Origin of the sequence: Hominisplanchenecus faecis (assembly GCF_020687205.1) — a bacterium.
Taxonomy (GTDB): Bacteria; Bacillota; Clostridia; order Lachnospirales; family Lachnospiraceae; genus Hominisplanchenecus; species Hominisplanchenecus faecis.
The window spans coordinates 1-12,791 of the sequence record NZ_JAJEQE010000002.1; the positions used below are offsets into that span (position 1 = coordinate 1).

10 protein-coding genes are annotated in these 12,791 nt (G+C 42.7%); 8 read left to right on the forward strand and 2 right to left on the reverse strand.

The window, feature by feature from the left end; genetic code table 11:
* The first annotated feature begins 234 nt into the window (after positions 1 to 234).
* The 4 genes from LKD42_RS00860 to pflA all read left to right on the forward strand — a co-directional run bounded on the left by LKD42_RS00860 (position 235) and on the right by pflA (position 4,717).
* Entirely contained in the window at positions 235 to 1,080 is an 846-nt protein-coding gene (locus tag LKD42_RS00860) for a DegV family protein (protein WP_248834534.1), read from the forward strand.
* Positions 1,081 to 1,132: 52 nt separating this feature from the next.
* The gene (locus LKD42_RS00865; protein ID WP_022118645.1) at positions 1,133 to 1,486 is read left to right on the forward strand and encodes a hypothetical protein; all 354 of its coding nucleotides are present in this window, start codon (positions 1,133 to 1,135) and stop codon (positions 1,484 to 1,486) included.
* A gap of 233 nt (positions 1,487 to 1,719) precedes the next feature.
* Positions 1,720 to 3,972, forward strand: coding sequence for a formate C-acetyltransferase (gene pflB / locus LKD42_RS00870; RefSeq protein ID WP_248834535.1), 2,253 nt, complete (start codon positions 1,720 to 1,722; stop codon positions 3,970 to 3,972).
* 1 nt (position 3,973) lies between these two features.
* The gene (gene pflA, locus LKD42_RS00875; protein ID WP_022118648.1) at positions 3,974 to 4,717 is read left to right on the forward strand and encodes a pyruvate formate-lyase-activating protein; all 744 of its coding nucleotides are present in this window, start codon (positions 3,974 to 3,976) and stop codon (positions 4,715 to 4,717) included.
* 222 nt (positions 4,718 to 4,939) lie between these two features.
* Here the strand turns inward: pflA and LKD42_RS00880 are convergent, their stop codons facing one another.
* Positions 4,940 to 5,839 (reverse strand): ComEC/Rec2 family competence protein, encoded by a 900-nt coding sequence (locus tag LKD42_RS00880; RefSeq protein ID WP_248834536.1) that lies wholly within the window; start codon positions 5,837 to 5,839, stop codon positions 4,940 to 4,942.
* Between the two features lie 80 nt (positions 5,840 to 5,919).
* A complete protein-coding gene (locus LKD42_RS00885; protein ID WP_248834537.1) occupies positions 5,920 to 7,659 on the reverse strand; it encodes a helix-turn-helix domain-containing protein in 1,740 nt (579 codons plus the stop codon).
* Between the two features lie 288 nt (positions 7,660 to 7,947).
* Between LKD42_RS00885 and LKD42_RS00890 the strand changes: the two genes are divergently transcribed.
* From LKD42_RS00890 to eno, 4 genes are all read left to right on the forward strand, one after another.
* Entirely contained in the window at positions 7,948 to 9,771 is a 1,824-nt protein-coding gene (locus tag LKD42_RS00890; RefSeq protein WP_248834538.1) for a leucine-rich repeat protein, read from the forward strand.
* A gap of 365 nt (positions 9,772 to 10,136) precedes the next feature.
* A complete protein-coding gene (locus tag LKD42_RS00895; protein WP_248834539.1) occupies positions 10,137 to 10,478 on the forward strand; it encodes a nucleotidyltransferase domain-containing protein in 342 nt (113 codons plus the stop codon).
* A gap of 72 nt (positions 10,479 to 10,550) precedes the next feature.
* A complete protein-coding gene (locus LKD42_RS00900; RefSeq protein ID WP_248834540.1) occupies positions 10,551 to 11,054 on the forward strand; it encodes a cysteine hydrolase family protein in 504 nt (167 codons plus the stop codon).
* Between the two features lie 241 nt (positions 11,055 to 11,295).
* Complete coding sequence (eno, locus tag LKD42_RS00905; RefSeq protein WP_173865566.1) at positions 11,296 to 12,594, forward strand: phosphopyruvate hydratase; 1,299 nt, start codon at positions 11,296 to 11,298, stop codon at positions 12,592 to 12,594.
* Positions 12,595 to 12,791 lie beyond the last annotated feature (197 nt).

The following is a 12,791-nucleotide window of genomic DNA, read 5'->3' on the forward strand; positions in this document are numbered from 1 at the left end:
CAGTGATTCTGAGAAGAATATGTCAGCTTTCGCTGACCAGAATCACGCACCAAGTCTCACGTGCGTTCGACTTGAATTTTGACATTCATACCATATCAATAGAAGATAAAAATTCTGTGAAAATCTACAGAAGGTCTGGCTTGTGAACATCGCAGCACTTTTATTTTCATACTGCGGCGATGCACATTTCTGTATAGATTTGAATAAGCGGAATTTAATATGGAGGATTTATAGATGAGTTTCAGAGTAGTGATCGACAGCTGCGGGGAGCTGACAGATGAGATGAAAAAGAGCGGCAATTTTGTGTCTGCACCGCTGACACTGCAGGTGGATGAGTATATTGTACAGGATGATGAGGAACATTTCAACCAGGCAGAGTTTTTAAAAAAAGTAGCGGAGTGCCCAAACTGTCCGAAATCTTCCTGCCCATCACCGGAAATATATCGTGATGCCTACGACTGTGATGCAGATCATGTTTATGCAGTGACGCTCTCAGAAAAACTGAGTGGATCTTACAACAGTGCAGTTCTTGGCAAAAATCTCTATCTGGAGGATCATCCGGATGCAAAAGTTTATGTATTCAATTCCTGCTCGGCATCTGTTGGTGAGACGCTGATCGGACTGAAAATCCAGGAGCTGGAAGAGAGGGGACTTTCTTTTGAAGAAGTTGTAGAACAGACAGAGGCTTATATTCTCTCACAGGATACCTGGTTTGTCTTGGAAAATCTGGACACTCTTCGTAAAAACGGCCGTCTCGGTACCGTAAAGGCTCTGGTAGCGACCGCACTGAAGATCAAACCGGTCATGGGATCAACAGACGAAGGCACGATTATTCAGCTGGATCAGGCAAGAGGCATGAAGAAAGCTCTTGTAAAAATGGTCGATTCAATTGAGGAGAAAAAATCATCCGATCCACAGGAGCGTATGGTTGGGATCGCTCACTGTAATTGTCCGCAGAGGGCAGAGATGGTAAAAGAGGAGATCCTAAAGAGGCTGCCGTTTAAAGATGTGATCCTGGTCAATACCGCAGGTGTCAGCACCATGTATGCAAACGATGGCGGAATTATCGTAGTTGCATAAGTTTTTAAAATAGTGTATACTATTAAGAAACTATATATAAGGAGTGAAAGACATGAGTCAGGCAAAAGTGGACCGCTACAAAGAAGAAAAGCAGAAACGCGAAAAGCTTCAGAAAAAAGAAAAAAGAGAGTTACTGCTCTGGAAAATAGTGGGCATTATCGTGCTGGTTGCTCTTGTTGGCTGGATTGGTTTCTCGGTATACCAGAATGTTCAGAAAGATGCGTCTCATACATATGAAATGAAAACAGATGCACTGGATCATTACATGAACGGTTTAAATGCTGAGACAGAAACTTCAAGTGAAGCGTCCACAGAGACAACAGAAAAAACGACAGAAGAAACTGCAGCAGAGACTTCTGCTGAAAGTACAGTAACCGAAGCAGCCGGTGAGACGGCAGCAGAATAAAAGAAAAAAGAAACTGCGTTATCGTGAAAACGAGAGGCAGTTTTTTATGTCTGAAAGAAAATGCTTCTGTTATATTTTTCAGAATGGTTTCTCAAAGGAAAATTGTACAGAAAAAAGAACGGCAACGTTTGTTATGTATTTAACAAAATACTTGCACTACATCTTGTGCTATGTTAAGATGAAAGCGACAAAACATAGAAACACAAAATCACAGAGAAAGGAAGATAGAAAACATGAAGGACTTTAAACAGTGGGATGGTTTCGCTGGAAGACTCTGGAAAGAAGGCGTAGACGTCCGCGATTTTATTCAGAACAACTACACACCATATGACGGAGATGATTCTTTCCTGGAGGGACCTACAGAGGCAACAGATCGTCTGTGGGGAAAAGTATCTGAACTTCAGAAAGAAGAGAGAGCAAAGGGCGGTGTCCTTGATATGGAGACTGATGTTGTAACAGGCATCACTGCATATGGAGCTGCTTATATTGATGACAGCATGAAAGATATGGAGCAGGTTGTTGGTCTGCAGACAGACAAGCCGCTGAAACGTGCATTTATGCCATACGGCGGAATCAAGATGGCTGAGAAATCCTGTGAAATGTATGGATATAAACCAAATCCACAGCTTCATGAGATCTTTACCAAATACCATAAAACACATAACCAGGGTGTATTTGATATCTATACACCGGAAATGTTAAAAGCACGTCATAACAAGATCCTGACCGGTCTTCCGGATACTTACGGACGCGGACGTATCGTAGGTGACTACCGTCGTGTGGCTCTGTACGGTATCGATTACCTGATCGAGAAAAAGAAAGCAGATTTTACTGCTACAAACCGTCAGGGTATGCGTCGTGGTGACTTCCAGCTGCGTGAAGAGATCGCAGACCAGGTTCGTGCACTGCAGGAAATGAAAGAAATGGCACAGTCCTATGGATATGATATTTCCGAGCCGGCTAAGAATGCAAAAGAAGCAGTTCAGTGGCTGTACTTCGGATATCTGGCTGCCATCAAGACACAGAACGGTGCAGCTATGAGTGTCGGACGTATTTCTACTTTCCTTGATATTTATATTGAGAAAGATATTGCAGCAGGCATCCTGACTGAAAAAGAAGCTCAGGAACTGATCGATCATATGGTTATGAAATTCCGTATGGTAAAATTCGCAAGAATCGCTTCTTACAACCAGCTGTTCTCCGGTGACCCGGTATGGGCAACTCTGGAAGTAGCAGGTATGGGTATGGACGGACGTTCTATGGTAACAAAGAATGATTACCGTTTCCTGCATACACTGGAAAACATGGGACCTTCACCGGAACCGAACCTGACCGTTCTGTATTCCGAACGTCTGCCTGAGACATTCAAAAAATATGCAGCACATATCTCTGTTACAACAAGCTCTATCCAGTATGAGAACGATGATGTTATGCGTCCGGTATGGGGCGATGACTATTCTATCTGCTGCTGTGTATCTGCTACTGAGACAGGTAAAGAGATCCAGTTCTTCGGAGCAAGAGCAAACCTGGCAAAATGTCTGCTGTATGCGATCAACGGCGGTGTAGATGAGAAGACAAGAGATCAGGTAGCACCGAAATATCAGGCGATCACATCCGAATATCTGGATTACGATGAAGTTATGGATAAATATGACACCATGCTTGACTGGCTGGCACATCTGTATGTAGGAACTCTGAACATGATCCATTACATGCATGATAAATACTACTATGAAGCAGCAGAGATGGCTCTGATCGATACAAACGTAAGACGTACATTTGCTACTGGTATCGCAGGATTCTCACATGTAGTAGACTCTCTGTCCGCAATCAAGTATGCAAAAGTAAAAACGGTTCGTGATGAAAGCGGAATCGTTACCGATTATGAGATTGAAGGAGACTTCCCAAGATACGGTAATGACGATGACAGAGCTGACGAGATCGCTGTATGGCTGCTGCGTACATTCATGGATAAACTGAAATACTGCCATACCTACCGTGATTCTGAGCCGACAACTTCTATCCTGACAATCACATCAAACGTAGTATACGGTAAAGCAACCGGTTCTCTGCCGGATGGAAGAAAAGCAGGCGAGCCTCTGGCACCTGGAGCAAACCCATCTTACGGAGCAGAACAGAACGGTCTGCTGGCATCTTTGAACTCCGTTGCAAAACTTCCGTACGAAGATGCACTGGATGGTATCTCCAATACACAGACCATCAACCCGGGTGCTCTGGGACACGATGATGCAGAGCGTACCGAAAATCTGGTTCATGTACTGGATGGTTACTTCAAACAGGGTGCACATCACCTGAACGTAAACGTATTCGGAAAAGAAAAACTGATCGATGCTATGGAGCATCCGGAAAAAGAAGAATACGCAAACTTCACAATCCGTGTATCAGGATATGCTGTTAAATTTATCGACCTGACAAGAGAACAGCAGCTTGACGTTATCGCAAGAACCTGCCACGACAGAATGTAATATGGAAAACGGGGCAAAAACAGGATATGTCCATTCGCTGGAAAGCTTTGGATCGGTTGACGGTCCAGGTGTGCGTTATGTGATCTTCTTAAGCGGCTGTGCGATGCGATGCCAGTTCTGCCATAATCCGGATACCTGGAATATGACAGCCGGCAAAAGCTACACAGCTGATGCCCTTCTGAAACAGGCAGTAAAATACCGCACTTATTGGGGAAATAAGGGCGGTATTACTGTCAGTGGAGGAGAACCACTGCTTCAGATTGATTTTCTGATCGAACTGTTTCGCAAGGCAAAAGAGATGGGGATCCACACAACGCTGGATACGAGCGGCAATCCTTACACGGAAAAAGAGCCATTCTATTCAAAATGGCTGGAACTGATGAAATATACCGATCTGATTCTTCTGGATATCAAGCATATTGATGAGCAGGAGCATATCAAACTGACCGGTCAGACCAACAAAAATATTCTGGCTATGGCAGAAAAGTTATCGGATATGGGAAAACCGGTATGGATCCGTCATGTACTGGTTCCGGAGCGGAGTGACCGTGATGATTACTTGCATCGGCTGGCAGATTTTATTCACACGCTGAAAAATGTGGAGCGTGTGGAAGTACTGCCATACCATACGCTGGGTGTATTTAAATGGGAAAATTTAGGGATTCCATATCAGCTTGAAGGGATCAATCCGCCAAGTGCAGAACGGATCAAGAATGCAGAAGAGATTCTGGCGTTCAGGAAATAGAAATAACAGGAAAATTTTAAATGTGCAAAGGAACAATGCCCTGAAGGACACATAAAAGTGTCTTCCTGGGCATTGTTCCTTTTGCACATTTGGAAAGCGGACATTCACAATCCGCTTCTCTGCGTTCAAATTTCAATATTTCACGAGTTTTTTAAAGCAGAGAAAATTTACTCCACAACCGGTGGCACAAAATGTTCGATTGCATTTCGCAGTTTCGGATGATTAGCGGATGGTAACGCTGCGTTTTCGGCTGTTATACGTATAGACTTTTTCACCCAGATCTTTTAAAACTTTTATATTTCTTTTTACAGTATCTCGTTTTCTAAGAAAAGAGGGAGCATCGATAAAAGTGACCTTTGCATGGATATATTTGAAAAAGGATTCTCTCTTGTCGTTGTTTCCATGATGCGGAGCCTGAAGATACGTTGCCTTCAGACGTTTGTGATAAGTTTTGATAAGTCTTTTGCCAATGCTGCTCACAATATCTCCGGTGAAAAGCATACTTGTTTTTTTACCGGAAATTTTAAAAACCAGAGAAGAACCATTGCAGATATCTTTGGTCGTATCTTTCAGATTACGGCTGTAACCATTAAAAAATTCAAAATCCAGACCGGCGAAGGAAAAAGTATCATCTGCTTTTGCCCACAGGATTTTTGGATTTTTTCTTACAAGACGTGAAAACTTCTGAAATACCTGATATTCATCCCATGGATATTGATAGTGTCTGTAACGGGAAGCGTTGATCTTTGGTGCAATGACCTGATCAATCTGTATGCCGTCCGGATTGGCAAAAATCTGATTAAAAGCTCCGACATGATCCGGATGCGGATGTGTGATAATCCAGAGATTTACCCTTCCGCCCAGTTTCTTTATGGTATCGCGTACTCTTTTCGCATCATAATCCCATCCACCGTCAATTACGATCAGTTTGCCGTTGCTTCCTTTGATCGTATAAAACATGGACTGCTGAAAATCAGAATCAGATCCATATTGTGTGACTTTCCAGGAAGATGCATAAACTTTTTGTCCGCAGCCAAGGTGCAGGCTGAAGAATAAAAAGAGTCCGGCGAAAAAGAAAAACAAAAAAGTATGTGAGTGGAAAACCGGTGTTTTATTTCTCATTGGGATACCTCCTTTTCTGATACCTTCATCATACTGTTTTTCTTTCTGTTTTGCAAGAAATGATCAAGGAAATTTTATTTTTAGGGTTCCACAACCGGAGGTACAAAATGTTCGATTGCATTTCGCAGTTTTGGGTGGTGGATCACAAAATGGATTGCCGGAGCGTTTCCCTTGGAGATCATTGCCCATTTTCCTTCATGAAGGATGATCTGAAGGTTCTGGAATGGGTTTGAGGCGGAAGAATGTAAAACATAGTTTTTATGTAATTTTGCAAAGTCTTCCGACTGTTTTTTATGTTCCAGATATTCTTCATAATTATAGTGAAGATCATCTGTGTGAAACATGCCGGATAAGGGAAGAGAAGGTGAATGAAGAGCAAAATCTTTTTCGGAGAGAAATGGGATTTCATCTTCGATTACATCGTGTTCCAGAATTTGTTCTGCCATATCACGCTGACTTTGTGCAAAGGTAAGGATTTCAGTCTGATCTTTTGCAGAGAGTCGGCGTTTTTGTAAAATACATTTCAGATAATCAGGATCCAGCGTATAAAGAGGAGGGGAAGAGAGAATGCTTCGCCGTTTTCCGGGCGTGGAAGCATCAAAGAGCAGAAAAGCATTCAGTTTTCCGAGGCTGTCTTCCCGGTAAATATCCATAAGAGGAAGTGCGTTCTGTAAAAGGACTTCCGCACGTCTTGTATAATAAGCAATATCTTCTTTTGTCTTGGAAAGATAATAACGCCCTTCGCTGTGATGACCCGAAATTGCTTCACCGGAAAGTACGGCAGCTCCGGATACTTTCAGGAAATGATGAAAAACATTGCCGGGATCGGATTTCAGATAATAAGGAGAAATCTGTCCGGTCATGTACATGGGAATCCAGCTTTCCAGTCCGAGCATCATTTCTTCAAAAGAACGGTCAAGATGATGAATCTGATCCAGATGCAGACCTTTTTTCAGGAGCAGAGCCATACCAAACATCCATTTCTTTGGAAAATCGGGGTCTTTTGCCATTTCTGTTATGGGCATATCACTGTACATGATAACTGGTCTTTTTGATCTGGAAAGGACGGTTGCCTTTAAAAAATGAAGTTCACTTGCCATCATTTCTTCCAGTCCATAGTAATATTTTGCCGTCGGAAACTGAAACGGAACACCCGGAACTTTCATTTCATCGAAATGGATGACTTTTATATATTCATTCAGATCAAATTCATCCAGTTTGGATAAAAATTTGGAAAGACTGTCTTCGCCCTTTTTCCTGTTCTGACTGTTTAAAAGCCACAGGCGGATTTTTTCGCAGACGACAGAAGTATCGTTTAGTTCTTCTTCCGAACATTCCAGAAGCTGTGCCAGCACATAAAGATCATCGCCCTGGCAGTATTTACGTGCCACATAAGCGGAAACAGCCAGGACAAAGCCTTCCGGATCTGCAGGAGAGCGGCTGCCGTTTCGAAAGCGGAAAATCGTTGAGGTATCATAACTGATGTGCTGGCACAGTTTTGTGATATTTAGATTCAGTACGGAAATCAGCGTGTTAAAATTCTGACGCAGTTGCTCTTTGTCCGTGGACTTCATGTCTGAACAGGCGAGAAATTGCTGACGGATCTCTGTTTTTGTGAGATTTGTGCCTTCTCTTTTTAATGCGAGCGTTTCTAGGGCAGAGCAGAGTTGTTCAAAAGTTTCAGAATGAATGTCCAAAGTACGTTCGCCGGAACGGTAGCGGCTGAGGGCAGCGGCAGAAATTCCGGAAACAGTGCAGAGTTCTTTGGCAGTACAGTTCACAGCTTTCATATATTGATTCAACTGTTCATAAAAACGCATAGAAGCACCTCTTTTCATCAAATTTGCAAAAACATCAATGAAGCGTATTTTGCGTTCGGTTGCTATGTGTTTATTGTATCGGAGATTTGCAAAAAAGGAAAGATGAAAATATCAAAATTCCCGATTTGGCAATTGACGTTTCGGGAATCTTACTTGTCAAATAAGCAGAATCTTTTATACTGAGAGTAAGAGAGAACAGGTTGATTTTATACAAAATGTTTATATCTGGACAGAGCGAAAAGAAGGGGGGAGAAAGAGGTTCTGACAGATCAGGAAAGGAGAAATTTTATGAGGAAAATAAAGGAGAAACACATGGATATAACTTGGAAACGAAAATGGATATTCTGGCTGCTGCTGGCAGTGATGCTGCTGTTTTTACCGGGAAAGACATTTGCAGCAGAAAAAGAAAGCAGAGAAGCAGAGGATTCATACATTTATCATACGGCTTTTGATGCAAAGGCGAGCCTTAAGATCCGTCATATGAAAGATTACGGAGTACTGGATTATGAAGAAACGGTGACAGTGGAAGATTCCTGTGATTATCTGGACGGAGATGAAAATCTGGATGAAATCCAGGCGAAAATTACAGCCTATGATGAGAAAGTTCAAAAAGTGTGTGAAGGAATGCAGGTTGTTTCCGGTACGGACACACGAGGTATTGACGGCGATACGATTAACATTGAATATGAAGATACGGAAGAAAACGGACAGACCGTTACCACCAGACATTTTTATCAGACTTACAAGATCCGGACAGACTGGGTACTGGAAAAGATGGAGATTTCGGATGTGAATATTGTGAACAGCACACTTTCCTGTTATGCCGGTGATGATCCAAAAGCAACCGCCCAAAAAGGTGACAGTGATGCTTCAAAATATGAAATAGCCTATGAACGCTGGGAAAAGCTGGAAACAAATGCACAGGGATACCTAGAACCAGTAGCGTTCTGGTATTCTGATGAGAGCCAGTATATTGCTGCAACTCCAAAATTTACCACTTTCGAATCCGGTGCAATGTATATGTATTCTGTCTTTTTAAAAACGGTAGATGGGAATGAATTTTCAAAAGACCTGTCGCTGACATTAAATGGAAAACAGATTGACAGTCGGACCATTATTGTGGGAAATAACGGGACAACCTGTTTTGCAGATGCCCTGTACAGTGCCCGGTCCGAAGAAAAAGTAACGCCGAAGCCAATTGAAGTGATTGAAGTAAATGGAGTGGATTTTTCTTTCAAAGCGGGTGATGCTCCGAGATTCACCGGAAGTGTGTCGGAAGATGCTCTGTACTGTATCGATCACGAACGATGGAACAATTTAAAAGAAGGATGGACTTCCTCGGACTACTGGAATGGCAAGTATGGTGATTTTGACGGAAGCTGGGGTATGCCGCTCACGAAATTCAAAGCACTGGAAACCTATTATTATGGAATTTGCCTGAGCCTGTCAGCCAGAGGATATCGGGAAGGATATTATTTTGATAAAAACATAACGAAGTTGAAGATCAATGGTCGGCTGATCCCGATACCGGATCCGGAAAACAGTTTCGATGAAACAGGGGAAATGGTATGGTTTAGCGGCATCAAAAGTATTGTGATCCCGCCGCAGGGCAGCACAGCAAATGGAAGTACAACAAATCCTTCGGATACATCACAGACATTTCCGAAAATCGGAACATGGGTCAAAACAAAGAATGCACTTTATAAAGTGACAAAAGCCGATGCAACCGGATGTACCGTAACACTGGTAAAACCGCACAGGAAAACAAACAGTACCTTTACTGTACCGGCAACCATCAAAAGTGAGGATGGGAAAATCACATTCCGTGTAACGGAGATCAGTAAAAATGCATTTAAAAATCATGTGAAACTGAAAAAAGTCACCATCGGAAAAAATGTCAGCAAGATCGGTGCGAATGCTTTTTCCGGTTGTAAAAAACTGAAGAATATTAAGATCACATCAACACAGCTCACAAAAAAATCTATAGGAAAGAATGTGTTTAAGGGCATCGATAAAAAGGCAGTTATCAAAGTACCGAAAAAGAAACTGAAAGCCTATAAGAATATCCTCAAAGGAAAAGGACAGGCAAAAAGCGTGAAGATTAAGAAGTAAGCAAAAAGAACAAAATAAAATAAAATACATGCAGCGGGTGGAGAAATCCATCCGCTGTTACATCTTGTGAAAGAACAAAATTGATGCTAAGATGAAGTAAGGATGTTGGGGTCAAAAGACCCAAACTATGATGCCTACGGATTGTTCCGTGCTTCGCACTCCTACAATCCTCTCCAATATTCGCATATCGTGGGATTATCATCCCACTTTTATGCTCATATCGGGGCGGGTCCCAAGGTCTTTCATCCACTTATGAGCAAGCTCATGTGGATTTAGACCTTTTGACCCTGGCATCAAGTAAGATATATATCAAAGAATCCTTAAAGATTGTAAGCGTGAATGGAAAGAAACGGAGGTGTGATTTTATGTGTACAAAAAATGATCTGAATTATATTTTAAAAAAAATAGTGCAAATATATCGTTCGGTATATGGAGAAAAACTTGTTCAGGTTATTTTGTATGGATCTTATGCCAGAGGTGACTATGATAGTGATTCAGATATTGATATTGTTGCGATTGTTCATGGAGACAGAAAAATATTGCAGGAGCAATTAAAGAAAGTATGGGATTCTTCCTGCGAACTGGAACTTGAATATGAAACAATACTTTCACCAACGGTAATTCCATATGAGGAATTCCAACGATATCAGAAGGAGCTTCCGTACTATCGCAATATTGCACAGGAAGGAGTGATCGTGGTTGCCTGATAGTCGAAAAGAATTGAACAGTATTTGCAAAACAAAATATAGTAGAGTTACATTCAGAAAGGATAGATTACCATGAAAACACTGATCGTAGTAGATATGCAGAATGATTTTATTGACGGTTCATTAGGAACGAAAGAAGCACAGGCAATCGTGCCGAATGTAAAGAAAAAAATCCAGGAATACAAAAATCGAGGGGATGAGATCATCTTTACGAGAGATACGCACCAGAGTGATTATCTGGACACACCGGAGGGCAAAAAGCTTCTGGTTGTGCACTGCATCGAGGGAACAAAGGGATGGCAGATCGCAGATGGTCTGGAAGTAGAAGGCTGTACTTACATTGATAAGCCGACTTTCGGATGGACGCACTGGAATGAAAGAACGTTTCAGGAGATTGAGATGGTCGGACTTTGCACGGATATCTGCGTGGTATCGAATGCTCTGATCCTCAAAGCAACGTTTCCATCTGTGGAGATTACGGTGGATGCGAGTTGCTGTGCGGGAGTGACACCTCAGACACATCTGGCAGCTCTTGAGACTATGAAGATGTGTCAGATCCTTGTGACAGGAGAATAAAGTATGGCAGAAGTTGATCTGCAGCGATGACAGTGAATGATAACCTATGAAATTGATAAAACTTTCTCAATCTAAGGAAGAAGTTCGTCTTGATTTCACACAATAGTTATGCTATTCTAATGATAGTTAGAAATACCTAACTAACGTGAATAAATCATGGCAGGACTTCTTCTGTCTTTATGCGATCAGAGGCAGAAGACGAAGTGCCGATTATTTTAGGACGAGAAAGGGACTGGCAATCATGAAGAATTTAACAATTGAAAAAGTAATTGGAAGGGAAATCATCGACTCCAGAGGCAATCCAACCGTAGAAGCAGAAGTTTATCTGGCTGACGGTACGATCGGAAGAGGGACTGCACCAAGCGGAGCTTCCACAGGAGAGTTCGAGGCTCTGGAACTTCGTGATAATGATAAAGAACGTTTTGGCGGCAAAGGTGTGACAAAAGCAGTTGCAAACATCAACACCGTGATCAACGAAGCACTGAAAGGCAAAGATGCATCTGATATTTATGCAGTGGATGCAGCGATGAAAGCAGCAGACGGAACAAAAGATAAATCCAACTTAGGAGCAAATGCAATTCTGGCAGTATCGATTGCAAGCTGCCGTGCGGCTGCGACTGCACTTGAGATCCCCCTGTACCGTTTCCTTGGCGGCGTGAATGCAAACCGTCTTCCGGTACCGATGATGAACATCGTAAACGGCGGATGTCATGCATTATCTTCCGGACTGGATGTACAGGAATTTATGATCATGCCGGTTGGAGCACCTTCCTTTAAAGAGTGCTTAAGATGGTGTGCAGAAGTATTCCATGCACTGGCTTCTATCTTAAAAGAAAGAGGACTGGCTACTTCTGTTGGTGATGAAGGCGGTTTTGCACCGGCACTGAAATCCGACGAAGAAGCGATCGAGACGATACTGGAAGCAGTGAAAAAAGCAGGTTATGAGCCGGGAAGCGACTTTATGATCGCTATGGATGCAGCTTCTTCTGAGTGGAAGACAGGAACAGTCGGAGAGTACAAACTGCCAAAGGCAGGAACGGTTTATACATCCGGGCAGCTGATTAATCACTGGAAAGCTCTGGTTGAAAAATACCCGATCATCTCCATCGAAGATGCACTGGATGAGGAAGACTGGGAAGGCTGGAAGAAACTGACCGCAGAGCTTGGCGACAAGGTTCAGCTCGTAGGCGATGACCTGTTTGTTACCAATACCGAGCGTCTTTCAAAAGGTATCGAGCTTGGATGCGGAAACTCGATCCTGATCAAATTAAACCAGATCGGTTCGGTATCTGAGACACTGGAAGCGATCAAGATGGCTCACAATGCAGGATACACAGCGGTTACTTCTCATCGTTCCGGCGAGACAGAAGATACCACTATTGCGGATCTGGCGGTTGCACTGAATACCTGCCAGATCAAGACAGGAGCACCGAGCCGAAGCGAGCGTGTTGCAAAATACAACCAGCTGCTTCGCATCGAAGAAGAACTCGGAGCATCTGCAGTTTATCCACAGAAAAAAGCATTTCATGTTTCAAGATAATAAGAGATCAACAAATCACACTTCAAGAATGCCTCTGGCATTCTTGCTGCGAGGTGCACGTCATGCATTGCATGACATATTCTTCTGTGCACCTCTGCAATCCGCCGGAGGCTATATCAGATGGGAGATTGAATCCCGCCACTGATACAAGTTTGTTGCTCGCCGCCTACAGAGGTGGGAGTCATCTCACATCTGAT